This is a genomic window from Streptomyces smaragdinus (assembly GCF_009604385.1).
Classification (GTDB): Bacteria; Actinomycetota; Actinomycetes; order Streptomycetales; family Streptomycetaceae; genus Streptomyces; species Streptomyces smaragdinus.
Window position 1 is genome coordinate 1 of sequence record NZ_WEGJ01000060.1, and the last position, 25616, is coordinate 25616.

A 25616-nucleotide genomic window follows, 5' to 3' on the forward strand; every position below is an offset into this window, starting at 1 on the left:
GGCTGGGGGGCGCCAGGGGCGCCGGGGGCGCTCGGCGGCTGCGGGGCGCCGCCGGGGTCGCGCGGGGCGCGGGGGCCGACGGGGCCGGACTTGGCGGTCGCGGCGTCGGCGAGGTCGGAGGCCCCGTGCCCGGGACCGCCGGCGGGCGCCGGACCACCGGCGGGAGGCTGCGGGGCGCCGGGCATCCCGGGCGCGCTGGGCGGCTGCGGGGCGCCGGGCATCCCCGGCGCGCTCGGCGGACCGGGCGGCTGCGGGGCACCCGGAGCGCCAGGCATCCCGGGCGCACCGGGCGCCCCGGGCATCCCCGGAGCCCCCAGCGACTGCGGACCCCCCTGCGGCATCCGCGCGGTCTGCGCCTCCGGCCGTACGCCAGGCGGAGCCGGCGGCGCGTCGTCGGAGTCCGACCCGCTCAGCGGCGGCGCGAACACCGTCGCCGGCGGAGGCACCGCCCCGCCCTCACCGCCCCGGTTGGCGTCGGTCCACTGCGCCCCCCCGATCGACGGCGCGGACGGAGCCGAGGGTGCCGACGGAGCGGCAGGAGCCGGCGGTGGAACGGCCGGAGAAGGCGCACCCGGAGAAGCAGGACCACCCGGCGCCGAAGGTGCCGAAGGCGCCACCCGCGCCCCGATCCCCAGCGAATCCGCCGCCTCCTGCAGCCACTCCGGCGGCGTCAGCAGGAACGACGTCGCCCCCAGATCGATCCGCTCCCCCGGCTTCGGCGCCGCCGGCACACCGCCGTCGCGCCCGCCGTACTCCTCCTCGTACCGCCGGATCACCTCGCCGACCGCGAGCCCGGGCCACAGCGTCACATCACCCGAGTCCCGGGCGATGACCATCCGCTGCCGCCCGCCCTCGGCGCGCGCGCCGCCCTCGCGGTCCTCGGCCCAGACGACGAAGCCCAGGTCGAACTCCCGGACCTTGACCTCCCGCTGGTCGTGCGCGGGCACCCCGCCGTTGACCCACTGCGAGCCGCTCTCCTGCGCCTGCGCGAACGTCACCACAGCCCGTTCACCCTCCCACCGGGACGACGCGGGCGAATCCGCCGTCCACCATCAGATTGGCCACGGTCTCCAGCTCCGGCGGACCGCCCGCCAGCCGCTCGAGGAACGCGTCGAAGTCCTCGCCGCACGGCATCAGCAGCGCCGCCACCCGGTCCGCCACGGACGCGTACGCCCCCTCGCGGTCCCGGACGTCGTCGTACGGACAGAACCACACGCTGCCCCGCCGCTCCCCCTTGACCTTCACGGCGAGCAGCCCGCCCTGGACGAACGCGACGCCCAGATAGTCCTTGGTCAGATGGTCACGCAGGCACTTGTTCGCGTACACGAGGTCGTTCATCGCGGCCTCGTCGCGCACCGTGAAGAACGGCTGGTCGATGAGCAGCCCCAGCTGCGGATCGAGCGCCGCCCCCACGGGCGCGCAGCCGCCGGCCGCCTTCAGGAACGCGCGGTAGGCGCCCGGCAGCCGGTACCCGAGGTCCTCCTCGATGCCCAGCACCTGCTCCTCGGTCACCGCCGGACCGCCCTTGGGCAGCCTGAAGTGCACCGGCCGCGTCTCCTGCAGCGGACGCGTGCCCCGTTTGTCGTGGTTGACGGACGCCGTGGCCAGCCCCGCGTGATGGCGCAGCAGCACCTTCACGTCGACGGGCACCAGCTCCATCCGCCGCGTACGCGCCACGTGATGCCACGTCCAGCCGTGCGGCGTCGACACCGGCGGCAGCGAACCCCACAGCTCGTGGCCCTTGGCCAGCAGCGCCGCGTTCGCCGACACGAAGTCCGTCAGCCGCAGCTCGTCGATACCGAAACCGGCCGGCGGCTCCGCGATCTCCGCCGCGGCACGCGCGTACGGCGACAGGTCCGGGTAACCGTCCGCGTCCATGCGGACGCCCCCCGGATAGCGGGCGGCCCGGACCGGGTCAGGGAAATGCACAACCTGCCCGGCATAAGCCGAATTCGGTGGCGCAGCCGCTCCTACCGCAGCTCCTCGCCGACCAGTCGTCATCGCATGTGCCCCCTGCCGGTCGCGTGCGTCGGGGACAGCCTATTGGGTCCCCGTGGCGCCGGTCCCTCCCAGGTCAGCGCAACTGCGCCATTTCCGGAACCTTGCCCGCCTTTTCCCCGTCGTACGCGACTCGCACATCCCCCGGAAAGGGGACCCGGGCCGTGCGCCACGGAGTTGTGACAGTGCCGTGTGGCAAGCTGGAGGATGCACGACGGGGGAGGTACGACCACATGCACGGACTCGAGACAGCACCCACCAAAATCGCGCCCGACCCGCGCGCCCAGTGGAGCGAGGCGGCGGCGCGCTCGGCGCCGCCCGCGCCCCGCCGAAAACGCGACGGCATCCTGCCGGCCGTCGGCGCCGCCCTGTCCGTCCAGGGCGGGACGCTCACCTGCACGGCCGCCCGCTCCGAGCAGCCCCCCGTGCTGCACCCCCTGATCCAGGACTTCCTCGACACCCTGACCGTCACCCACCGCGAGCGGTTCACCGGCCGCTGCCCCGAGGCGGTCCTGCTCTCCCGCCACCTCACGGCGTACGAGGGGACCCGCAGCAAGCGCGCCGCACGAAAGCCCCTCTCCCCCGGCGAGGCCCGCCGCTCCCTCAAGCACGCCAAGCTGACCGCCCGCCACATCCGCGAGGACGGCGACCCGGCCCACGGCGCGTTCGCCCCGCCCTGCCGCTCCTGTACGGCCCTGCTCGCCCACTTCGGCGTCCGCGTCGTCGACCCCGCCGCCGCCCGCGACTGACGGCCCGCAGATGAGGACGGCGATGCACAAGACGGCCCGGTTCACCCCCGCCACGGAGACCGCGCTGCGGACCGCCGGCTGGCAGCCCGGCCGCCGCGACATGGCCCGCGCCGAGACCTGGGCCGACGCCCTGCGCGCCCACCTCTCCACCGGCGGCCACGTCCACCTCGTCTTCCCCGCCGCCATCGAGGCCTGGGCCGAATTCGGCGGACTGCACATCACCGGCGAGGGCCCCGGCCGCCACATCGCGCCCACACCCTTCACCGTCGACCCCGTCCACGGCCTCCACCTCGCCCGCACCCTCGGCGACCTCGGCCAGGCCCTCGACACCGAGCTCTGCCCCCTCGGCGCCGAGCAGGCCCATCCCGCCGGCCCCGCCGGCGCCCTCCTCGCCATCGACCGCGAGGGCCGCGTCTACAGCCTCGACCCCACCGGCGACTGGTTCCTCGGCGCCGACCTCGACCAGGCCCTCGAAACCCTGGTCAACGGCACCCTCCCCGGCCGCCTCTCCTCGTAACCCGTGCCGCGCCGACCCTGAGACGGGTCCGCCCCGCACCGCCCCAACCCCTAAGGGACGCCCCCGCTCCAAAGCCCGGGGCCGCTCGTACCCGCGGCCGACGGCCCGCCCCCTCCCCCGTTCCTAACCTGGTCAGGCAGGTCGAGGGGGGTACACGCCACGGCCGCGGTGGGGTTAGCCCCACCACCGATACGGCACCTCACACCAGGGATTTCGCCGGCTCCGGCCGACAGACTCAAAGCAGAACGAGGCACCGCACCAACCACCGCCGAGGCTCCGCCGGACGCACTCGGCACACACGAAGGAGACCAACTGTGACTACGGCTGTAGCGCACGCGAGCCGCACGGCCGTCGCCGCACGGGCGCGGCAGGTAACCAAGGCGTACGGCACGGGGGAGACGCGGGTACTCGCGCTCGACAACGTCGACGTGGACATCGCCCGCGGGCAGTTCACGGCCATCATGGGCCCATCGGGCTCCGGCAAGTCGACCCTCATGCACTGCCTGGCCGGCCTCGACACCGTCACCGACGGACGCATCTTCATCGACGAGACCGAGATCACCGGCCTCAAGGACAAGAAGCTGACCCAGCTCCGCCGCGACCGCGTCGGCTTCATCTTCCAGGCCTTCAACCTGCTCCCCACCCTCAACGCCATCGAGAACATCACGCTCCCGATGGACATCGCCGGCCGCAAGCCCGACACCGAGTGGCTGAACCGCGTCGTCACCACCGTCGGCCTCGCCGACCGCCTCAAGCACCGCCCCAGCCAGCTCTCCGGCGGCCAGCAGCAGCGCGTCGCCGTCGCCCGCGCCCTCGCCGCCCGCCCCGAGATCATCTTCGGCGACGAGCCCACCGGCAACCTCGACTCCCGCGCCGGCGCCGAAATCCTCGGCTTCCTGCGCCGCTCCGTCGACGAACTCGGCCAGACCATCGTCATGGTCACGCACGACCCGGTCGCCGCCTCGTACGCCGACCGCGTCCTCTACCTCGCCGACGGCCGCATCGTCGACGAGATGACCAGCCCCACGGCCGACCAAGTCCTCGACCGGATGAAGTCGTTCGACGCTCGCGGGCGGGTGGCGTAACACCATGACTGTCTTCAGAACATCCATGCGCAACTTCTTCGCGCACAAGGGCCGCATGGCGCTCTCCGCCATCGCCGTCGTCCTGTCCGTCGGCTTCGTGTGCGGCACCCTCGTCTTCTCCGACACGATGACCACCACCTTCGACCGCCTCTTCGCCGCCACGGCCGCCGACGTCACCGTCAGCCCCGCCGAACTCGGCAGCGGCGGCGACCAGCAGTTCGCCGAGAAGGAGACACCCACCCTCCCCGGCACCGACCTCGAGCGCGTCGCCGCCGTCAAGGGCGTCAAGGCCGTCAACGGCGACGTCACCACCGTCCAGGCCACCGTCGCCGACATGGACAACGACAACCTCGGCTCCACCACCGGCGCCCCCACCATCGTCACCAACTGGGGCCCCGAAGAACTCAAGTCCGTCAAGATCACATCCGGCCACGAACCGCGCGGCCCCACCGAGGCCCTCATCGACGCCGACGTCGCCAAGAAGCACCACCTGAAGATCGGCGACGGCATCCACGTCATCGCCGAACCCGGCACCTTCACCACCAAGCTCGTCGGCATCGCCACCTTCCAGAGCACCAACCCGGGCGCCACCGTCGTCTACCTCGACACTCCGACCGCCCAGTCCAAGCTCTTCGGCAAGCCCGACGTCTACACCCAGATCATGGCGACCACCGCCCCCGGCCTCACCCACGAAGAGGTCAAGAAGGCCGCGATCGCCGACCTCGGCAAGGACTACAAGATCCAGACGAAGGCCGAGGTCACCGAAGAGGGCAAGGACGACGTCGGCAGCTTCCTCGGCATCATGAAGAACGCGATGCTCGGCTTCGCCGGCATCTCCTTCCTCGTCGGCATCTTCCTCATCTTCAACACCTTCTCCATGCTCGTCGGCCAGCGCATCCGCGAGATCGGCCTGCTCCGGGCCATCGGCTCCAGCCGCAGCCAGATCAACCGCTCCGTCCTCACCGAAGCGCTCATCCTCGGCGTCGTCGGCTCCGCGCTCGGCGCCGGCGCCGGAATCGGCATCGCGATCCTGCTCATGAAACTCATGGGCAAAGCCGGCATGCACCTCGACACCGCCGACCTCACCGTCAAATGGACCACCCCGGCCTGGGGCATCGTCCTCGGCGTCATCGTCACCGTCCTCGCCGCGTACATCCCCGCCCGCCGGGCCGGGAAGATCTCCCCCATGGCCGCCCTGCGCGACTCCGGCACCCAGACGGACGGCAAGGCAGGCGTCATCCGGATCGTCCTCGGACTGATCCTCACCGCCGCCGGCGCCGCCGCCCTGTTCCAGATGAGCCGCGTCGAGAAGGCCTCCGACGGCACGCCCTACATGGCCCTGGGAATCGTCCTCACCCTCGTCGGCTTCATCGTCATCGGCCCGCTCCTCGCGAGCTTCGTCGTCAAGGTCATCAGCGCCGGCGTACTGCGGATCTTCGGCCCCGTCGGCCGCATGGCCGAACGCAACGCGCTGCGCAACCCGCGCCGCACCGGCGCCACCGCCTCCGCCCTCATGATCGGGCTCGCGCTGGTCGCCTCGATGTCCATCGTCGGCTCCTCCATGGTCGCCTCCGCGACCGAGGAACTCGACAAGTCCGTCGGCGCCGACTTCATCATCCAGTCCGACATGGGCGGCCAGGCGATCCTCCCCGAGGCCGCCGAAGCCATCAAGAAATCCCCCGTCCTCGAGCACGTCACCGAGTACAAGGCACTCGAAGCCACCCTCACCTACCCGGGCGGCAAGGTCGAGAAGGAGACCAACGTCACCGCCGCCACCCCCACCTACGCCGACGACCTCCGGGTCGCCGTCGTGGCCGGCGACCTCAAGGACGCCTACGCACCCGACGCCATGTCCGTCAACGAGGACATCGCCGAGAAGTACGGCGTCGGCGTCGGCGACAAGGTCAAGGCCGACTTCACCGACGGCAGCACCGCCACCCTCACCATCCGCGCCGTCACCAACGCCGACGTCACCATCGACAACGGCGCCAAGTACATGGCCATCACCACCGCCGCCAAGTACGTGACGGCCGACAAGATGCCGCGCAACGTCATCATGTTCGGCAAGGCCGCCGACGGAAAGGCCGACCAGGCCTACGCCGCACTGAAGAAGGACCTCAAGCCCTTCCCCCAGTACAAGGTCTACGACCAGACCGACTTCAAGCAGTCCCTCAAGGACCAGATCGGCATCCTGCTCAACATCGTCAACGGCCTCCTGGCCCTCGCGATCATCGTCGCCATCCTGGGCGTCGTGAACACCCTGGCCCTGTCCGTAGTCGAACGCACCCGCGAGATCGGCCTCACCCGGGCCATCGGCATGAGCCGCCGCCAGATGCGCCGCATGATCCGCCTCGAATCCGTGGTGATCGCCCTCTTCGGCGCCCTCCTCGGCCTCGGCCTCGGCATGGCCTGGGGCACCTCCACCCAGCAGCTCCTGGCCCTGGAGGGCCTGAAGGTCCTGGACATCCCCTGGCCCACCATCGCCATCGTCTTCATCGGCTCGGCCCTGGTAGGCCTCCTGGCCGCCCTGGTCCCGGCCTGGCGAGCGGGCCGCATGAACATCCTCAACGCCATCGCGACGGACTGACCCACCGCGCGAACCCCACCCCGGGCCCGGTCACCTTCCTCGGAGGGCGGCCGGGCCCTCGTACGGCCGAAGGGCGAAGGACGGAGCGGCCTTTACCGTCGCATGGAGGGCTGGTGGTACGGCATAGTAGAAGCCGTCGACGCCACGGATAGCCTGATGTCCGTTTAGTCGGCTTTACTATCCCCCGTGGTGTAATCGGCAACACAACCGACTTTGACTCGGTTATTTCTGGTTCGAGTCCAGACGGGGGAGCTGTTACGAATTGCCCGGGGTTCGACGTCCACGTCGAACCCCGGCTGCGTTTTCCCCCGCAACCCCCTCGGTATCCTGCAAGGCGTTCCCCACCCCACCGCCGAAGGGCCCATCGTGAGCGTCAATCGCCCCGCAGCCGTCGTCGTACTCGCAGCGGGTGAGGGTACCCGCATGAAGTCCCGGACGCCGAAGGTGCTGCACGGCATCTGTGGGCGGAGTCTTGTCGGGCATGTGGTCGCCGCGGCGCGGGAGCTGGAGCCCGGGCAACTGGTCGTTGTGGTGGGGCACGGGCGGGAGCAGGTCGTCGCGCATCTGGGCGAGGTGGCGCCGGGGGTGCGGACCGCGGTGCAGGCCGAGCAGAACGGGACCGGGCACGCGGTGCGGATGGGGCTGGAGGAGCTGGGGGGTGCGCTGGACGGGACCGTGGTCGTGGTGTGCGGGGATACGCCGCTGCTGACCGGGGAGACCCTGAAGGCGCTGAGCGCGACGCATGCGGCGGACGGGAACGCCGTGACGGTGCTCACGGCGAACGTGCCGGACGCGACGGGGTACGGGCGGATCGTGCGGGCGGGCGGTGACGGCTCGGTGACGGCGATCGTGGAGCACAAGGACGCCGACGAGACGCAGCGGGCGATCACGGAGATCAACTCCGGGGTGTTCGCGTTCGACGGGAAGCTGCTGGCGGAGGCTCTGACGCAGGTCCGTACGGACAACAGTCAGGGCGAGGAGTATCTGACGGACGTGCTGGGCATCCTGCGCGGCGCCGGCCACCGGGTGGGTGCGTCGGTGGCGGCGGATCACCGGGAGATCCTGGGGATCAACAACCGGGTGCAGTTGGCGGAGGCGCGTGCGCTGCTGAACGCGCGGCTGCTGGAGCGGGCGATGCTGGCCGGGGTGACGGTGGTGGATCCGGGGTCGACGTGGTTCGACGTGACGGTGACGTATGAGCCGGACGCACTGGTGCATCCGGGGACGCAGCTGCTGGGCGTGACGCATCTGGGCGAGGGTGCGGAGGTGGGTCCGGGGTGCACGCTGACGGATACGCGGGTGGGTGCGGATGCCCGGGTGATCAATACGGTGGCCGACGGTGCGGTGGTCGGCGAGGGGGCGAGCGTCGGGCCGTACGCCTATCTCCGGCCGGGGACGGATCTCGGCGCGAAGGGCAAGATCGGCACGTATGTGGAGACGAAGAACGCGCGGATCGGTGAGGGTACGAAGGTGCCGCATCTGTCGTATGTGGGGGACGCGACGATCGGTGAGTACTCGAACATCGGAGCTGCGTCGGTGTTCGTGAATTACGACGGGGTGGAGAAGCACCACACGACGGTGGGGAGCCATTGCCGGACGGGTAGCGACAATATGTTTGTGGCTCCTGTCACGGTCGGGGACGGCGCGTACACCGCGGCGGGTTCGGTGATCACGCGGGATGTGCCGGCGGGCGCGCTGGCCGTCGCACGCGGTCAGCAGCGGAATATCGAGGGTTGGGTGGCCCGTAAGCGTCCGGGGACGGCGGCGGCGAAGGCGGCGCAGGATGCGGCCGGGGAGCGGGAAGAGGGCGCCTGACCGGGGAAGACCGGGAAGTGCGGGGGTCCGGTGGGGCGTACCGTGTTAAGGACACACCCATCGGCCGGCCGCCTCGACGCGGTCTGCGGGCACCTTGAGGAGATCGCGCTGTGACCGGGTTCAAGACGACGGGTGAGAAGAAGTTGATGCTCTTCTCCGGCCGCGCCCACCCCGTACTCGCCGAAGAGGTGGCGAAGGAGCTGGGTGTGGGGATCGTCCCGACGAAGGCGTTCGACTTCGCGAACGGTGAGATCTACGTCCGTTTCCAGGAGTCGGCGCGTGGTGCGGACTGTTTCCTGATGCAGAGCCACACTGCTCCGATCAATAAGTGGATCATGGAGCAATTGATCATGATCGACGCGCTGAAGCGGGCCAGTGCGCGGAGCATCACGGTGATCGTGCCGTTCTACGGTTACGCGCGGCAGGACAAGAAGCATCGCGGCCGTGAGCCGATCTCGGCGCGTCTGATCGCGGATCTGCTGCGTACGGCGGGTGCGGACCGGATTCTGACGGTGGATCTGCACACGGACCAGATCCAGGGCTTCTTCGACGGTCCCGTGGACCACCTCTTCGCGCTGCCGATCCTGGCGGACTATGTGGGCGAGAAGGTCGACCGGGACAAGCTGACGGTGGTCTCCCCCGACGCCGGCCGGGTCCGTGTCGCGGACCGCTGGTGTGACCGGCTGGGCGCGCCGCTGGCGATCGTGCACAAGCGGCGTGACCCGGATGTGGCGAATCAGGTGACGGTGCACGAGGTGGTCGGTGATGTGCGCGGCCGGGTGTGTGTGCTGGTGGACGACATGATCGACACGGGTGGCACGATCTGCGCCGCGGCGGACGCGCTGTTCGCGAACGGTGCGGAGGATGTGATCGTGACGGCGACGCACGGTGTGCTGTCGGGTCCGGCGGCGGACCGGCTGAAGAACTCCAAGGTGAGCGAGTTCGTGTTCACGAACACGCTGCCGACGCCGGGTGAGCTGGATCTGGACAAGATCACGGTGCTGTCGATGGCGCCGACGATCGCGCGTGCGGTGCGGGAGGTCTTCGAGGACGGTTCGGTGACGAGCATCTTTGAGGAAGCGCACTGACGCCTGCGGCTTCGTACGATCACCCGCGCCCCGTAATCGAGGGGGCGCGGGTGATCGTTTTTGCGGTCGCGTATGCCCCGGGTAGACTCGAAGGGTTGCTCGGCGAGGGAAGCCGCACCGTCATACGGTGAGGCGGGTCCGTTATCGACGCGCTCTTCGTAGCAGGTCTGTCGTGGGCCGGGTGACGCCCCACAGATCGTCGAGATACGAGGAGCGTAATCATGGCCGAGGTCAAGATCGCCGCACAGTCCCGTACGGAGTTCGGCAAGGGCGCCGCCCGCCGGGCCCGCCGCGCCAACCTGGTGCCGGGTGTCGTCTACGGGCACGGGCAGGACCCGCGTCACGTGAACCTGCCGGGCCACGAGCTGCTGATGGCGGTCCGTACCCCGAACGTGCTGATCAGCCTGGACGTCGACGGCAAGTCGGAGCTGGTGATCCCCAAGGCGATCCAGCGTGACCCGATCAAGGGCTTCCTGGAGCACATCGACCTGCTGGTCGTGAAGCGCGGCGAGAAGGTCTCCGTCGAGGTGCCGGTGCACGCCGAGGGTGAGCTGGCGCCGGGCGGCGGCGTGCTGGAGCACGTGCTGAACGCGCTGCCGGTCGAGGCCGAGGCCACGCACATCCCCGTGAGCTTCACCGTGTCGGTGGAGGGCCTGGAGGCGGGTGCGGCGATCCTGGCGAAGGACGTCGAGCTGCCGGCCGGTACGACCCTCGCGGTCGAGGACGACGCCGTGGTGCTGCAGGTCGTCGCCGCGCAGGCCGAGGAGCCGGAGGAGGCCGCCGAGGGTGAGGAGGGCGCCGCCGAGGCTCCCGCCGCCGAGGCCGCCGCGGAGTAATCCCCCGCCCGGCCGATCCGCTTGTCCGGCCGGGGATCCGGGGGTGGTCCCCCGGGAAACGCAGTCCGGGCCGTTCCGGTGCCGCTTTGCCGCGGTGCCGGGGCGGCCCGTTCGTCAGCAGTGTGTTCCGCCGTGCGGTACGAGGAGAGTAGGACCATGTCGAGCGACGCACCCTGGCTGATCGTGGGGCTGGGCAATCCGGGTCCGGGGTACGCGGCCAACCGGCACAACGTCGGTTTCATGGTGGCCGATCTGCTCGCCGGGCGGATGGGCGGTTCGTTCAAGCGGGCGCAGAAGGCGCAGGCGCAGGTGCTGGAGGGCCGGCTGGGGGTGCCGGGGGTGTCGAGCCGGCGGGTGGTGCTGGCGAAGCCGATGTCGTACATGAATCTGTCCGGTGGGCCGGTGGCGGCGCTGAGCGGGTTCTACAAGGTGCCGCTCGGGCAGGTCGTGGTGGTGCATGACGAGCTGGACATCGATTACGGGACGCTGCGGCTGAAGCTGGGCGGCGGGGACAACGGGCACAACGGGCTGAAGTCGCTGTCGAAGACGCTGGGGCGGGAGTATCTGCGGGTGCGGTTCGGGATCGGGCGGCCGCCGGGGCGGATGGAGGTGGCCGACTTCGTGCTGAAGGATTTCTCGTCGGCCGAGCGCAAGGAGCTCGACTACTTCGTGGACCGGGCGGCGGACGCGGTGGAAGCGCTGGTCATCGATGGTCTCGAGCGGGCGCAGAATACGTACAACTCCTGATCATGCGGCCTGTCATGGAACTGTGACAGAGCACTTTCCGGACGCGGATCCTACAACCGGGCAATCCACCCACACTGGTCTTGACCGTGCGCTATCCCCGGCATGAAGCTGAGGCACCCCCCGCATACCCCTGCCACTACTGAAGTTGGTTTGCCCATGCGCACCCTTACTTCCATAGGCGCTGTGGCCGCGGCCGCAGCGGCCTCGCTCATGTTCGCCGCGCCGGCTGCTCTCGCGACCAACGGCGACAACGGCAACGTGAAGATTCACGACTCGAAGACGTCGGACAAGGAGCACGAGAACGAGCCGAAGGTCTGCACGTTCTACATCACGGGCTTCCAGTTCGACGGTGCCCAGCAGGTCGACTGGCAGATCCTGGGCTGGGCGCCGACCGCCACGAAGAAGGGCGAGGTCGTCAAGACGGGCTCGCTGACACTGGACGGTACGGGCCACGAGCGGACGACGGACATCAACCTGCCGGACGGTCACTACCGTCTGGTGTGGAACTTCGACGGCGAGCACGGTGCCGGGAAGCACAAGATGTTCTGGGTCGACTGCGACGACGACATCAACACCCCGCCGTCACAGGACAACCCGGGGAACGACAACCCGGGCGACGACAACGGGAACGACAAGCCGACCGAGGCCCCCGGCACCGAGGACCACGGCACCGGCGGGTCCGACGTGGACGACGCGTCCAACGCCCCCGACGCCAAGGGTGGCGGCGACAGCCTGGCGGAGACCGGTGCCACCGTCGGCATCACCTCGGCCGCGGGTCTGGCGCTCGTCGGTGCGGGCGCGTATCTGGTGATGCGCCGCCGCAGCGCCAACCAGAGCTGACGTTCTCGCAGTACGGCCGGCGGCGTCGTCCCCCGAGGGGGGCGGCGCCGCTGTCGTATGTACGGGGCGGTCAGCCGGGGAGGTTGTCGAACGGGGCCGTGAGGTTCCGGAGCAGGGCGGCAAGTTCGGCGCGCTGGGGGGCGGTGAGGTCGCCGAGGATGGAGCGCTCCTGGTCGAGGAGGGCGGCCAGGGCGCGGTCGGCGCGGTCGCGGCCGTCGGGGGTGAGACGGACGAGGACGCCGCGGCGGTCGGTGGGGTCCGGGAGGCGTTCGACGAAGCCCTTCTTGGCGAGCCGGTCGATACGGTTCGTCATGGTCCCGGACGTGACGAGCGTCTGGGTGAGGAGCTGGCCGGGGGAGAGCTGGTACGGCTCGCCCGTGCGGCGCAGGGAGGTCAGGACGTCGAACTCCCAGGGCTCGAGGCCGACCTCGGCGAACGCGAGCCGACGTGCGCGGTCCAGGTGCCTGGCCAGGCGGCTGACGCGGCTGAGCACCTCGAGCGGTTCCACGTCGAGGTCGGGGCGCTCGCGGCGCCATGCTGCGACCAGACGGTCGACCTCGTCCTCCATACGGATCAGTGTAGTAGATCTGTCGACATGAAGTCTCTTGACATCAACTCTCTTGACATCGAGATATTACGGCGGGCAGCCTGGACCCATGACGACTTCACCGAGCTGGGACGTCGACCGGTATCTGCGCCACGGGGACCACCGGGCCCGCCCCTTCCACGATCTGCTGGCCCGGGTCGGGCCGCTCCCCTCCCCCGCGCCCCGGATCGTCGATCTGGGCTGCGGGGCGGGCAATGTGACGGCCGTCCTGGCCGAGCGGTGGCCGAGCGCCCGGATCACGGGGCTGGACAGCTCCCCGGCGATGCTGGCGGCGGCCGCGGAGTACGCGGGTCCGACGGCGGGCGGCGGGAGCCTGGACTTCGCGTACGCCGACGCCGCGGCCTGGACGCCGGACGGCCCGCTGGACCTGCTGGTGTCCAACGCGGTGCTCCAGTGGGTGCCCGGTCACACCGCCCGCTTCCCCGCCTGGGTGGCGGCGCTGGCTCCGGGCGGGGTGTTCGCGTTCCAGGTGCCCGGCAACTTCGACTCCCCCAGCCACGCCCTGATGCGCCGGGTGTGCGCGTCGCCGCGCTGGCGGGAGCGGCTGGACGGGGTGCTGCGGGAGGATCCGGTGCTGTCCCCGGCCGGGTATCTGGCGGAGCTGGTGGGGCTCGGCTGCGAGGTGGACGCGTGGGAGACGACGTACACGCATCTGCTGCGGGGGGAGGATCCGGTGCTGGACTGGGTGAGCGGGACGGGGCTGCGGCCGGTGCTGGACGCGCTGGGGCGGGAGGCGGACACGTTCGTGGACGAGTACCGGGAGCTGCTGCGGGAGGCGTATCCGCGGGAGGCGTACGGGACGGTGTTCCCGTTCCGGCGGATCTTCGTGGTGGCGCGCAGGACGGAAGGCTGACGGGTGATCGTCGGACTCGACCACGTACAGCTGGCGGCTCCCGCCGGGTCGGGTTCGCCTCGCGATGTTACGCCGACGACCCCAACCGACCTGCTTGTCCGGCTGGGGGTCCGGGGGTCATCCCCCGGAAAATGCAGCCACAGCGAGGACCCGGTGGGCAACCGGTTGGAGTTCCTGGCGGTCTGACTCAGGACTTGCGGTGTCCTATCAGCCGGGGCTTGGGTTCCAGGCCGTCCAGGCCGTTCCACGCCAGGTTCACCAGATGCGCGGCGACCTCCGCCTTCTTCGGCTTGCGGGCGTCGAGCCACCACTGGCCGGTGAGGGCGACCATGCCGACGAGGGCCTGCGCGTACAGCGGGGCGAGTTTGGCGTCGAAGCCGCGGGTCTTGAACTCCAGGCCGAGGATGTCCTCGACCTGGGTGGCGATGTCGGAGATCAGCGACGCGAAGGAGCCGTGGGACTGGGCGACGGGCGAGTCGCGGACCAGGATGCGGAAGCCGTCGGAGTCCTGCTCGATGTAGTCGAGCAGCGCGAACGCGGCCTGCTCCAGCAGCTCCCGCGGATGTCCGGCGGTCAGCGCGCCGGTGACCATCTCGAGGAGCTGGCGCATCTCGCGGTCGACGACGACGGCGTACAGGCCCTCCTTGCCGCCGAAGTGCTCGTAGACCACCGGCTTGGAGACCCCGGCCTTCGCCGCGATCTCCTCCACCGAGGTGCCCTCGAAGCCGCGGTCGGCGAAGATCGCCCGGCCGACCTGCACCAGCTGCTCCCGCCGCTCCTTCCCCGTCATCCGGGTGCGACGGGTCCGCCGCGGGGGCTTGCCCGCGGCGGTCGTCTTCGGGGCGGTCGTCTTACGGGGAACTGTCGTCGGGGCGCCCTCGGGCGCCGCAGTGCTGTCGCCGGCCACGGGCTCCATCATGCCGCGTCGGCGGCGGGCTCCTTGCGCCGGGCGGCGACCCGCTCCTCGGAGGGCCAGCGCACGTCGTACGCCCAGCCGAGCTTCTCGAACCAGCGGATGAAGCGCGCGGAGCTGTCGACCTGGCCGCGCAGCACGCCGTGGCGGGCGGCGGTCTGGTCGGCGTGGTGCAGGTTGTGCCAGGACTCGCCGCCGGAGAGGACCGCCAGCCACCACACGTTGCCGGAGCGGTCGCGGGACTTGAAGGGGCGCTTGCCGGCCGCGTGGCAGATGGAGTTGATCGACCAGGTGACGTGGTGCAGCAGCGCTACCCGGACGAGGGACGCCCAGAAGAACGCGGACAGCGCGCCCTGCCAGGAGAGGGTGACCAGACCGCCGACGACGGCGGGGAGGGCCAGGGAGACGATCGTCCACACGACGAACTGGCGGGAGATCGCCCGGATCGCCGGGTCCTTGATCAGGTCGGGCGCGTACTTCTGCTGCGGCGTCTGCTCCTCGTCGAACATCCAGCCGATGTGCGCCCACCACAGGCCCTTCATCAGCGCCGGGACGGTCTCGCCGTACTTCCACGGTGAGTGCGGGTCGCCCTCGGCGTCGGAGAACTTGTGGTGCTTGCGGTGGTCGGCGACCCAGCGCACCAGCGGGCCCTCGACGGCCATCGAGCCCATGATCGCCAGCACGATCCGCAGCGGGCGCTTGGCCTTGAAGGAGCCGTGGGTGAAGTAGCGGTGGAAGCCGATCGTCACGCCGTGCAGGCCCAGGAAGTACATGAAGACCATGAGCCCGAGGTCCAGCCAGCTCACCCCCCAGCCCCAGGCGAGGGGCACGGCGGCGACGAGGGCGACGAACGGGACGATGATGAAGGCGAGGAGCGTGATCTGCTCCAGCGACCGCTTGTTCTCACCACCGAGCGTGGCCGAGGGGGTCGCGGCGGCGTCGGCTCCTGGAGACTCGTCGATCACGTCTGAGGTAGTCGGCATGGGCTTCCCTGGGTCGGCTGGGGTGAGGGTTTCCGGAGATCGCAAGGCTACGGAACCGTAACCTACGGCGGCGTAAGTATGGCATGAGGATTCCGCGCGCTCCAGAGGGCGAGCCGCCGTCACCCCGGGAGGGTGCCCGCGGACGGCGGCGGCCATGCGCCCGGCCTGCGGGCACGGCCGTGTCCGATGGGTGACACGCCGACGTGTCACGGAATGGACTTGCCTATCCTGTTCCGGTCGGACAGCGCGGTCCGGTGCGTTCCCGTCCGGCGTCCGACCGGCTCGGGGACACCCTGCCCGAACGCCCCCACAAGGAGCCGCCGTGACCTCAGCAGATTCCCGCGAGACCGATCCCGTCGCCGCCGAGTCATCCGAGATGTCCGAGACCTCCGCGGCCCTGCGGGCCGACATCCGCCGGCTGGGTGATCTCCTGGGCGAGACCCTGGTCCGTCAGGAGGGCCCCGAGCTGCTCGACCTCGTCGAGCGGGTGCGCGCGCTGACCCGCAGTGACGGGGTGGCGGCGGCCGAGCTGCTGTCGGGCACCGATCTGGATACGGCGGCCAAGCTCGTACGGGCCTTCTCCACGTACTTCCATCTGGCGAACGTCACCGAGCAGGTGCACCGCGGCCGCGATCTGCGGGTGCGGCGCGCGGCGGAGGGCGGGGTGCTGACGCGTACCGCCGACATGCTGAAGGACGCCGACCCGGCGCATCTGGCGGCGACGGCGGCGCATCTGGGGGTGCGGCCGGTGTTCACGGCGCATCCGACGGAGGCCGCGCGCCGGTCGGTGCTGACGAAGCTGCGGGAGATCGCGGAGCTGCTGGACCGTACGGACTCCACCGAGCGGCGGCGCGCGGACCGGCGGCTGGCGGAGAACGTCGACCTGATCTGGCAGACGGACGAGCTGCGGGTGGTACGCCCGGAGCCGGCCGACGAGGCCCGTAACGCGATCTACTACCTGGACGAGCTGAGCCGCGGCGCGGTCGGCGACGTGCTGGAGGACCTGGCGGCCGAGCTGGCGCGGGCCGGGGTGGAGCTGCCGGCGGAGACGCGGGCGCTGACGTTCGGCACCTGGATCGGCGGCGACCGCGACGGCAACCCGAACGTCACGCCCCAGGTGACGTGGGACGTGCTGATCCTGCAGCACGAGCACGGCATCTCCGAGGCGCTGCTGCACGTGGACGAGCTGCGCGGCGCGCTGTCGAACTCCATCCGCAACTGCGGGGCGACGGAGGAGCTGCTGGAGTCCCTGCAGTGGGACCTGGAGCTGCTGGCGGAGATCAGCCCGCGTTACAAGCGGCTGAACGCCGAGGAGCCGTACCGGCTGAAGGCGACGTGCGTACGGCAGAAGCTGCTGAACACCCGGGCGCGGCTGGCGGACGGCACGGGGCATGTGCCCGGGCGGGACTATCTGGGCACGGGCGAGCTGATCGAGGATCTGCGGCTGATCCAGACGTCGCTGCGCGAGCACCGGGGCGCGCTGATCGCCGACGGGCGACTGGAGCGGATCATCCGCACCATCGGCGCGTTCGGTCTGCAGCTGGCGACGATGGACGTACGGGAGCACGCCGACGCCCACCACCACGCGCTGGGGCAGCTCTTCGACCGGCTGGGCGAGGAGTCCTGGCGGTACGTGGACATGCCGCGCGAGTACCGGCAGGGGCTGCTGGCGAAGGAGCTGCGTTCGCGCCGGCCGCTGGCGCCCACGCCGGCGCCGCTGGACGCCGCCGGGGCGAAGACGCTCGGGGTGTTCAAGACGGTGCGCGAGGCGCTGGACACCTTCGGGCCCGAGGTCATCGAGTCGTACATCATCTCCATGTGCCAGGGCGCCGACGACGTGTTCGCGGCGGCCGTGCTGGCGCGCGAGGCGGGGCTGATCGATCTGCACGCCGGGTGGGCGCGGATCGGGATCGTGCCGCTGCTGGAGACCACCGACGAGCTGAAGATCGCCGACGAGCTGCTGGACGCGATGCTGTCGGACCCCTCGTACCGGCGGCTGGTCGCGCTGCGCGGGGATCTGCAGGAGGTCATGCTCGGGTACTCCGACTCGTCGAAGTTCGGCGGCATCACCACCTCGCAGTGGGAGATCCACCGCGCCCAGCGCCGGCTGCGTGACGTGGCGCACCGGCACGGGGTGCGGCTGCGGCTGTTCCACGGCCGCGGCGGCACGGTCGGGCGCGGCGGCGGGCCGACGCACGACGCGATCCTGGCGCAGCCGTGGGGCACCCTCGAGGGCGAGATCAAGGTCACCGAGCAGGGTGAGGTGATCTCCGACAAGTACCTGGTGCCGTCGCTGGCCCGGGAGAACCTGGAGCTGACCGTCGCCGCCACGCTGCAGGCCTCGGCGCTGCACACGGCGCCCCGGCAGTCGGTGGAGGCCCTGGCGCGGTGGGACGCGGCGATGGACGTGGTGTCCGACGCGGCGCACGAGGCGTACCGGCGGCTGGTGGAGGACCCGGATCTGCCGGCGTACTTCTTCGCCTCGACGCCGGTGGACCAGCTCGCCGACCTGCACCTGGGGTCGCGGCCGTCGCGCCGGCCGGACTCGGGGGCGGGGCTGGACGGGCTGCGGGCCATTCCGTGGGTGTTCGGGTGGACGCAGTCGCGGCAGATCGTGCCGGGGTGGTTCGGCGTCGGCTCGGGGCTGCGGGCGGCCCGGGAGGCGGGGCTGTCGCCGGTGCTGGACGAGTCGTACGAGCAGTGGCACTTCTTCCGCAACTTCCTGTCGAACGTCGAGATGACCCTCGCGAAGACGGATCTGCGGATCGCCCGGCATTACGTGGAGACGCTGGTGCCGGAGAATCTGCGGCCGGTGTTCGCCGTCATCGAGGAGGAGTACGCGCTGACGGTCGCCGAGGTGCTGCGGATCACCGGGGAGGACGATCTGCTGGACGCCTCGCCGGTGCTCAAGCAGACGTTCCGGATCCGGGACGCGTATCTGGACCCGATCTCGTATCTGCAGGTCACGCTGCTGCACCGGCAGCGGCAGGCCGCCGCGGCCGGGGAGGCGGTGGACCCGGTGCTGGGGCGGGCGCTGCTGCTGACCGTGAACGGTGTGGCGGCGGGGATGCGCAACACCGGCTGACCCCGCTCCTGTGGCGGGCGCCCCTGGTCCTTGCGGGACAATGGGGCGCCCGTTTCGTTTTGTACGTCGTTTTGTATTCGCTTTGTACGAGGAGTCTGTGCGCCGTGACCGAGTCAGTCACCGTCCGTGTCCCCGCCAAGGTCAACGTGCAGCTGGCGGTGGGCGCCGCCCGGGCCGACGGGTTCCACGACCTGGCGAACGTGTTCCTGGCGGTGGGCCTGTACGACGAGGTCACGGCGACGCCCGCGGACTCGCTGCGGATCACGGTGTCGGGGCCGGACGCGGCGCTGGTCCCGTTGGACGGGACGAATCTGGCTGCGCGGGCGGCCGTCGCGCTCGCCGAGCGGCACGGGATCCCGCCGGGGGTGCATCTGCACATCGCCAAGGACATTCCCGTCGCCGGGGGGATGGCGGGCGGGTCGGCGGACGGGGCGGCGGCTCTGGTGGCGTGTGACGCGCTGTGGGGGGTCGGGGCGGCGCCCGACGAGCTGCTCGGGATCTGTGCGGAGCTGGGGTCCGATGTGCCGTTCAGCCTGGTCGGCGGGGCGGCGCTGGGGGTCGGGCGGGGGGAGCAGCTGACGTCGCTGGAGGTGGGCGGGGTGTTCCACTGGGTGTTCGCGACGGCCGACGGCGGCCTGTCCACGCCGGCGGTGTACGCGGAGTTCGACCGCCTCACGCCCGCTGCCCCCGCCCCGCAGGCGTCCCCGGCGCTGCTGGCGGCGCTGCGCGAGGGGGACGCGGCTTCCCTGGCGCCGAGCCTGACGAACGACCTCCAGCCCGCGGCGCTCTCCCTGCGCCCGTCCCTGGCGGACACCCTGCGCGCCGGGGAGGCGGCGGGGGCGCTGGCGTCCCTGGTCTCGGGGTCGGGGCCGACGACGGCATTCCTGGCGAAGGACGCGGCGTCGGCCCGTACGGTCGCCGAGGCCCTGCGCACCTCGGGCACCTGCCGTACGGCCCGCGTGGCGACGTCCCCGGCGCCCGGGGCGACGATCCTGGGTTAGCCCGGCACCTGGGCGAGCGCCGCGTTCACGATCCAGATCACGACGAGGAGCCCCACCCCGAGCAGCGGATACTGCTGCCGGGGCCGCCCGTGCCCGGCGGGATAGGTGGCGAAGATGCCGGCCACCACGACCAGCGGGGCGCCGACCATCGGCAGCACGGCGACGAGCTCCTGGGTGTCCGTGTCGCAGATCCCGGCCTCGGTGGCGGTGGGGCATTCGTCGCTGGCCATGACGAAGAACGGTGCGAAAAAGAACGTGAGCAGCCCGGCGGCGACCAGGCCTAAGACGAGCAGCGCGGCGACGACCCGAACCCTCGAGTCGTCGTCCGCGCCGCCGTCGCCCCCGTTCCCGTCCGAGGTCCCTGGGGCAGCAGGAGCCGCGGAGGCTTCGGTGACGGAAGTGGTGTCGGTCATGTGCAGACATGCTGGCGCTGCGCGGGGGCGGCTGAGTATCCGTACTCATACTCATTGATCGCCTGAGTACGTCCCCCCGGAGGCCGACTACCCTGGGACGCTGATCCACCCGCCCGAGCAGGAGTGAAATGGCCGTCAATCTGGTCAATGTCGAGGCAGTGAGCAAGGTCTACGGGACCCGGGCGCTGCTGGACGGTGTGTCCCTCGGGGTCAACGAGGGCGACCGGATCGGGGTCGTCGGGCGGAACGGGGACGGGAAGACCACCCTGGTCCGGATGCTCGCGAAGCTGGAGGAGGCCGACACCGGGCGCGTGACGCATGCCGGGGGGCTGCGGGCGGGGGTGCTGACGCAGCACGATTCGCTCGACCCGGGGGCCACCGTGCGGCACGAGGTCGTGGGGGATCTCGCCGATCACGAGTGGGCCGGCAACGCCAAGATCCGCGACGTGCTGACGGGGCTCTTCGGCGGGCTGGAGATGCCCGGCTTCCCCCAGGGGCTGGACACCGTCATCGGGCCGCTGTCCGGCGGCGAGCGGCGCCGGATCGCGCTGGCGAAGCTGCTGATCGCCGAGCAGGACCTGATCGTCCTCGACGAGCCGACGAACCACCTCGACGTCGAGGGCATCTCCTGGCTGGCCGGCCATCTGCGCGAGCGCCGCTCCGCGCTCGTCGTCGTCACCCACGACCGCTGGTTCCTGGACCAGGTCTGCACCCGGATGTGGGACGTGCAGCGCGGCTCGGTGTACGAGTACGAGGGCGGCTACTCCGACTACGTCTTCGCCCGCGCCGAGCGCGAGCGCATCGCCGCCACGGAGGAGGCCAAGCGGCAGAACCTGATCCGCAAGGAGCTCGCCTGGCTCCGCCGCGGCGCCCCGGCCCGTACGAGCAAGCCCCGCTTCCGCGTCGAGGCCGCCAACGAGCTCATCGCGGACGTCCCGCCGCCCCGCGACACCGCGGAGCTGATGAAGTTCGCGAACTCCCGCCTCGGCAAGACCGTCTTCGAGCTCGAGGACGTCACCGTCCAAGCCGGCGACAAGACCCTCCTCAAGCATCTGACCTGGCAGCTCGGCCCCGGCGACCGCATCGGCCTGGTCGGCGTGAACGGCGCCGGCAAGACGTCCCTCCTGCGTGCGCTGGCCGAAGCGGCCGCCAGCGACGGCGACGTCCAGCCCGCCGCCGGGACCGTGAAGGTCGGTAAGACGGTGAAGCTCGCGTACCTCTCCCAGGAGGTCGCCGAGCTCGACCCGGCCTGGCGCGTCCTGGAGGCCGTCCAGCAGGTACGCGAGCGCGTCGACCTCGGCAAGGGCCGCGAGATGACCGCCGGCCAGCTGTGCGAGCAGTTCGGCTTCACCAAGGAGAAGCAGTGGACGCCCGTCGGCGACCTCTCCGGCGGCGAGCGGCGCCGGCTGCAGATCCTGCGGCTGCTGATGGACGAGCCGAACGTCCTCTTCCTCGACGAGCCCACCAACGACCTCGACATCGAGACCCTCACCCAGCTCGAGGACCTCCTCGACGGCTGGCCCGGCTCGATGATCGTCATCAGCCACGACCGGTTCTTCGTCGAACGCACCACCGACCGTGTCTTCGCCCTCCTCGGCGACGCCACCCTGCGGATGCTGCCGCGCGGCATCGACGAGTACCTGGAGCGCCGCGCCGCCCTGCGCGACCGCGCCCGCCCGGCCGCGCCCGCCGCGGCGGCGGCCCCGGCCGCCGCCCAGCGCTCCGCCGTCGACCAGCGGGCCGCGAAGAAGGAGCTCCAGCGCATCGAACGGCAGCTGGACAAGCTGTCCGACCAGGAGAAGAAACTCCACGACGAGATGGCCGAACACGCCACCGACTTCACCCGGATCGGGGAGCTCGACGCCCGGCTGCGGGAACTCGCCGGACAGCGCGAGGAGTTGGAGACCCGCTGGCTGGAGCTCGCCGAGGACGCCTGACCCGGGGCGGTCCCGGCCAGGACGCGGGGATGTCACCGCTTGGGTACGGCTCGGTGAACCGTCGGCGCGGGGTGGTAGAAACGTAGGACCGACCTTTCTTGGCCATCCCCGGGGGGAACCCGTGTCCGAGCCGCAGCCGCCGCATCAGCCGCCGTCGGGCGGTGGGTTCGGCCCGCCGTCCGACCAGCCGCCCGGCGCCCCCGGATACGGCTATCCGGGCCCGGCGCCGACGACGCCCGGCTACGGCTACCCCGCGTCGGGGGCCCCGGCGCCCGGGCAGCCCGAGCCGCCGACGGTCTCGTACGGGCAGCCCGAGCCGCCGCCGACCGTCTCGTACGGGCAGCCGACGCCGACTCCCGCGTACGGCCAGCCGAACCCGTACCAGCAGCCGGACCCGAACCCCTACGCCGGCTACCAGCAGCCCCCGCAGACCACCGCGCCCATGGCGGTGTACCCGGGCGGCGGCGCCCCCGCCCCGCGCCGGCCGAAGTCGGCCCAGCGGACGATCGTCATCGCCGTCGTCCTGGCCGTGCTGTTCGTCGCCGGCTCCGGCGCCACGGCCTGGTATCTGACGAAGGACGACAGCTCCACGACCGCCACCGGCGGCGGGGGCGACAAGGACGGCGGCGACAAGGGCGGTGACGGCACGCAGACGACCGGCGCCGACGCCAAGCCCGGCAAGCTCGCCGGCAAGCTGCTCTTCAGCGCGGCGTACCCGAAGATCGACACGAGCGTCCTCGGCGTCGACGGCCTGTGGGTCACGGAGAAGACCGTCGTCAAGGGCGACGTGAACGCCGTCGCCGGCTACGACAGCGCCACCGGCGCCGAGAAGTGGCGCCTCGAGCTCGACGGCGAGATCTGCGGCGCCTCGCAGCATCTGTCGGAGGACGGCAGGTTCGCGCTGCTCACGGCGGAGGCCAAGCCCAAGAACGAGGACGACCACCCGTCGTGCAACCAGGTCGTCGTCGTCGACGCCGACAGCGGCAAGAAGCTCTGGCAGGACGCCGGCATGGACGGCGACCAGCCGCTGCGGCTGGACGAGGTCACCGTCGGCGGCGGCGCCGTCGCCGCGGGCGGCACCAGCGGCGCGATCGTATGGAAGCTGACCGGCGGGGAGCCGCTGTGGCAGACCGAATCGGGCGCGGACTGCGCCGAGGACGGCTTCGGCGGCGGCAAGGACCTCCTCGCCGTCGTGCGCTGCGGTGACTACTCCGATCCGCAGCTGAAGGTCGAGAAGATCGACCTGGCGACCAAGAACTCCGTATGGAGCTACCGCCTCCCGGAGGGCACGGAGTACGCGCAGCTGCTCTCCACCGACCCGGTGGTCGTGGGCCTGACCCTCGGCGACCGCTCCGGCACGAGCGATCTGCTGGCCCTCGACGACCAGGGCAAGCTGCGCTCGCGGATCTCGCTCGGTACGTCGTCGATCTCCAGCGACAGCGCCCAGTACGACCCGAACTGCGAGACCACCGAGGTCGAGCCGTGCCGTACGGTCGCGGTCGACGAGAAGAACGTGTACCTGGCGTCCGAGCAGCACTCGGACCCGGCGTCCGACAGCGGCCAGACGAACGAGATCGTCGCGTTCGACCTGGCGACCGGCAAGTCGGTGCAGAAGTTCGACGCCGGCAAGGACCGGACGATGGTGCCGCTGAGGATGGCCGGCTCCAAGCTGATCGCATACATGGAGCCGACGTACGAGCGGGGCGGGCGGATCGTCGCCATCGACCCGGCGACCGGCGCGCAGGAGCCGTGGCTGCAGCTGCCCGGCTCACAGTCCGACGTCGACTCGCGGCTGAGCCCGGACCGGGACTCGGTGCTCTTCGCCTACGGGCGGCTGTACTTCGGGCTGAATCTGGCGTCGGACTCGGGCGGCGAGCACAACAAGTATCTGATGGCCGCGTACGGCAACTGACGGTCTACGAGGTGAGCGTCGCGGGCTCACCCAGGTCCGCCGGGCCGACCCCGGCCCGGCGGGCCAGCGCGACCGCTGCCAGGGTGGAGTGCACGCCCAGTTTGCCCAGGACGTTCTGCATATGGGTGCGGACCGTGTGCGGCGAGAGATAGAGCCGCTCCGCCACCGCCTTGCGGCCCAGGCCCGCGACCATGCAGCGCAGCACCTCCCGCTCGCGGGGGGTGAGCGATTCGACGAGCTGCTCGCTCTCCGTGCGGTGCTTTCGTGCCGCGGTCAGCTCCCGCAGCACGCCGGTGAGCAGCGCGGGCGGCAGGTGCGTCTCGTCGCGCAGGACGCCGCGGATCACCGCCAGCAGGCGCTGCAGGGAGCAGTCCTTCGCCACCCAGCCGCTGGCGCCCGCCTGCAGCGCTGCCGCCGCCCGGCGGGGGTCGTCCCGCTCGGCGAGGACCACCACGCGCGTCGCGGGGTGGCCGGAACGGGCCCTCGAGACCAGGGAGCCGTCCGAGCCGTTCACCGCGACCGGCGGGTCCGCCCGGCCCGGCGCGGCGTCCTGCGCCTCGGTGTCCGCCAGCAGTACGTCGAAACGCCGGCCCTCCGACACCGCGCGGTCCAGCAGGCGCAGCGCGGCGTGGCCGCTGCCCACGGCCATCACGTCGACGTCCGGCTCGGCGGCGAGCGCGGCGGCCAGGGATTCGGCGAAGATGCGGTGATCGTCCACCACGAGTACGCGGATTCGAGCCATGGAGGTCCACCCCCAGTCCGGCGGAGCGCGGTATCGGTGAAGCGCGACGCCCGCCTCCCGGGTGCCCCCGGTCCGGCTACGGCCGCCGCCGTCGCCTTCGCGGCGGGCGTCGCGCGTCACTGTCTCGCCCCCTGATCAGCACCGGCCCCCACCGGTGCTGTGCCTCTTCAGAGTAGGGCCGTACGGCTGCTTGGGAAGGCTATTGGGGAAAACTTGGCCACGGATCGCTTCGCGGTGGCTACGGGGGGTGTCGTTTTGGGGGCTCCGTCGCCTCCGTCGCGCGGCGGTGTGCGGCGGTGTGGGTCGGTCTTCGGCTGCCGTTTGCGTCGGCCTCCGTCGCGCGGCGGTGTGCGGCGGTGTGGGTCGGTCTTCGGCTGCCGTTTGCGTCGGCTGACGCGCATCCGGCCTTCGGCCGGAGGCCTCAAACGCCGGCCGGGCTGGGGGTGGGTGTCTTGGCCTCCGGGTCGGTGTCTGGTCTGCCGGGGTGCGCCGCAGTTACGTCGTGGGTCGGGGCCGCCCGACACACCTACGCGCGTACTGCCGCGTCGTGGTCCATTCGGGCGCGTTTCCCGTACGCGCGCAGGCGTGTCGAACGTCCCCTTACTTTCGTCGGCGGCCACCGGATTGTCCCCGGTCACCACCACCCATAGCCCGCCAACCGTGGGGAACTCCCCCGGAGCACAGGCCCTCGAACGATTCCCCCCGCAGTCGCCCGCCCGGCGGCGCGAAGCGCCGACGCCTCACTCCACACCCCGGAGGCGCGCAGCGCACCCACCCGGAAGCCGCGCCAGCGGCTTCCCTCACTCCGCATCACGAGGCGCGCAGCGCCGAGCTTCCCCCAAGGCGCGCAGCGCCGACCCTCACTCCGCACCCGAAGCCGCGCCAGCGGCTTCCCCCGCTGCGAGGCG

Annotated in this window: 20 protein-coding genes, 1 tRNA gene and 1 pseudogene; 15 read left to right on the top strand and 7 right to left on the bottom strand. The window is 71.3% G+C overall.

Translation table 11 applies throughout. The annotated features are described in order from the left end of the window. Nucleotides 1–1001 (bottom strand): annotated as a pseudogene (locus tag SRB5_RS33800) (SUKH-4 family immunity protein); the annotation flags it as partial. A 7-nt stretch (nucleotides 1002–1008) separates the two neighbouring features. After that, nucleotides 1009–2001: an SMI1/KNR4 family protein gene (locus tag SRB5_RS33805; protein ID WP_153457372.1), complete on the bottom strand. Its 993-nt coding sequence runs from the start codon at nucleotides 1999–2001 to the stop codon at nucleotides 1009–1011. A gap of 230 nt (nucleotides 2002–2231) precedes the next feature. Between SRB5_RS33805 and SRB5_RS33810 the strand changes: the two genes are divergently transcribed. The 10 genes from SRB5_RS33810 (at nucleotide 2232) to SRB5_RS33855 (ending at nucleotide 12262) form a co-directional block, all read left to right on the top strand. Continuing rightward, nucleotides 2232–2747 (top strand): YwqJ-related putative deaminase, encoded by a 516-nt coding sequence (locus tag SRB5_RS33810; protein WP_153457375.1) that lies wholly within the window; start codon nucleotides 2232–2234, stop codon nucleotides 2745–2747. 22 nt (nucleotides 2748–2769) lie between these two features. Beyond that, nucleotides 2770–3264, top strand: coding sequence for an SUKH-3 domain-containing protein (locus tag SRB5_RS33815; RefSeq protein ID WP_323378939.1), 495 nt, complete (start codon nucleotides 2770–2772; stop codon nucleotides 3262–3264). Nucleotides 3265–3578: 314 nt separating this feature from the next. Next, nucleotides 3579–4349 carry an ABC transporter ATP-binding protein gene (locus tag SRB5_RS33820; protein ID WP_323378940.1) on the top strand — a complete coding sequence of 257 codons (771 nt, stop codon included), beginning with the start codon at nucleotides 3579–3581 and terminating at the stop codon, nucleotides 4347–4349. Nucleotides 4350–4353: 4 nt separating this feature from the next. After that, nucleotides 4354–6936: an ABC transporter permease gene (locus tag SRB5_RS33825; RefSeq protein ID WP_153457378.1), complete on the top strand. Its 2583-nt coding sequence runs from the start codon at nucleotides 4354–4356 to the stop codon at nucleotides 6934–6936. A 180-nt stretch (nucleotides 6937–7116) separates the two neighbouring features. Further along, a tRNA-Gln gene (locus SRB5_RS33830) sits at nucleotides 7117–7188 on the top strand. A gap of 114 nt (nucleotides 7189–7302) precedes the next feature. Then, the gene (gene glmU / locus SRB5_RS33835; RefSeq protein WP_323378941.1) at nucleotides 7303–8751 is read left to right on the top strand and encodes a bifunctional UDP-N-acetylglucosamine diphosphorylase/glucosamine-1-phosphate N-acetyltransferase GlmU; all 1449 of its coding nucleotides are present in this window, start codon (nucleotides 7303–7305) and stop codon (nucleotides 8749–8751) included. Between the two features lie 110 nt (nucleotides 8752–8861). Then, nucleotides 8862–9839 (top strand): ribose-phosphate diphosphokinase, encoded by a 978-nt coding sequence (locus SRB5_RS33840; RefSeq protein ID WP_323378942.1) that lies wholly within the window; start codon nucleotides 8862–8864, stop codon nucleotides 9837–9839. A gap of 221 nt (nucleotides 9840–10060) precedes the next feature. After that, entirely contained in the window at nucleotides 10061–10675 is a 615-nt protein-coding gene (locus tag SRB5_RS33845) for a 50S ribosomal protein L25/general stress protein Ctc (RefSeq protein ID WP_153457381.1), read from the top strand. Nucleotides 10676–10831: 156 nt separating this feature from the next. Then, nucleotides 10832–11422, top strand: coding sequence for an aminoacyl-tRNA hydrolase (pth, locus tag SRB5_RS33850; protein WP_153457383.1), 591 nt, complete (start codon nucleotides 10832–10834; stop codon nucleotides 11420–11422). Between the two features lie 183 nt (nucleotides 11423–11605). Next, entirely contained in the window at nucleotides 11606–12262 is a 657-nt protein-coding gene (locus SRB5_RS33855; RefSeq protein WP_323378943.1) for an LPXTG cell wall anchor domain-containing protein, read from the top strand. 70 nt (nucleotides 12263–12332) lie between these two features. Here the strand turns inward: SRB5_RS33855 and SRB5_RS33860 are convergent, their stop codons facing one another. Then, the gene (locus SRB5_RS33860; RefSeq protein ID WP_153457387.1) at nucleotides 12333–12830 is read right to left on the bottom strand and encodes a MarR family winged helix-turn-helix transcriptional regulator; all 498 of its coding nucleotides are present in this window, start codon (nucleotides 12828–12830) and stop codon (nucleotides 12333–12335) included. A gap of 88 nt (nucleotides 12831–12918) precedes the next feature. Between SRB5_RS33860 and SRB5_RS33865 the strand changes: the two genes are divergently transcribed. Continuing rightward, a complete protein-coding gene (locus tag SRB5_RS33865; protein WP_153457389.1) occupies nucleotides 12919–13722 on the top strand; it encodes a trans-aconitate 2-methyltransferase in 804 nt (267 codons plus the stop codon). A 187-nt stretch (nucleotides 13723–13909) separates the two neighbouring features. Here the strand turns inward: SRB5_RS33865 and SRB5_RS33870 are convergent, their stop codons facing one another. Together SRB5_RS33870 and SRB5_RS33875 are read right to left on the bottom strand one after the other, a co-directional pair. Further along, nucleotides 13910–14512, bottom strand: a complete 603-nt coding sequence (locus SRB5_RS33870; protein WP_228390652.1) for a TetR family transcriptional regulator — start codon at nucleotides 14510–14512, stop codon at nucleotides 13910–13912. Between the two features lie 125 nt (nucleotides 14513–14637). Next, nucleotides 14638–15618: an acyl-CoA desaturase gene (locus SRB5_RS33875; protein WP_153457393.1), complete on the bottom strand. Its 981-nt coding sequence runs from the start codon at nucleotides 15616–15618 to the stop codon at nucleotides 14638–14640. A gap of 376 nt (nucleotides 15619–15994) precedes the next feature. Between SRB5_RS33875 and ppc the strand changes: the two genes are divergently transcribed. Further along, nucleotides 15995–18703 carry a phosphoenolpyruvate carboxylase gene (ppc, locus tag SRB5_RS33880; protein ID WP_153457404.1) on the top strand — a complete coding sequence of 903 codons (2709 nt, stop codon included), beginning with the start codon at nucleotides 15995–15997 and terminating at the stop codon, nucleotides 18701–18703. Between the two features lie 104 nt (nucleotides 18704–18807). Beyond that, entirely contained in the window at nucleotides 18808–19704 is an 897-nt protein-coding gene (locus SRB5_RS33885) for a 4-(cytidine 5'-diphospho)-2-C-methyl-D-erythritol kinase (protein ID WP_323378944.1), read from the top strand. Here SRB5_RS33885 and SRB5_RS33890 read toward each other — a convergent pair. Next, nucleotides 19701–20117 carry a hypothetical protein gene (locus SRB5_RS33890; RefSeq protein ID WP_153457395.1) on the bottom strand — a complete coding sequence of 139 codons (417 nt, stop codon included), beginning with the start codon at nucleotides 20115–20117 and terminating at the stop codon, nucleotides 19701–19703. The two genes, SRB5_RS33885 and SRB5_RS33890, sit on opposite strands and share 4 nt — an antisense overlap. Before the next feature lie 128 nt (nucleotides 20118–20245). Here SRB5_RS33890 and SRB5_RS33895 point away from each other — a divergent pair, with 128 nt between their 5' ends. Together SRB5_RS33895 and SRB5_RS33900 are read left to right on the top strand one after the other, a co-directional pair. Further along, nucleotides 20246–22054: an ABC-F family ATP-binding cassette domain-containing protein gene (locus tag SRB5_RS33895; protein WP_153457397.1), complete on the top strand. Its 1809-nt coding sequence runs from the start codon at nucleotides 20246–20248 to the stop codon at nucleotides 22052–22054. 121 nt (nucleotides 22055–22175) lie between these two features. Continuing rightward, entirely contained in the window at nucleotides 22176–23966 is a 1791-nt protein-coding gene (locus tag SRB5_RS33900; protein WP_153457399.1) for an outer membrane protein assembly factor BamB family protein, read from the top strand. Between the two features lie 4 nt (nucleotides 23967–23970). Here the strand turns inward: SRB5_RS33900 and SRB5_RS33905 are convergent, their stop codons facing one another. Beyond that, a complete protein-coding gene (locus SRB5_RS33905; RefSeq protein ID WP_153457401.1) occupies nucleotides 23971–24708 on the bottom strand; it encodes a response regulator transcription factor in 738 nt (245 codons plus the stop codon). Nucleotides 24709–25616 lie beyond the last annotated feature (908 nt).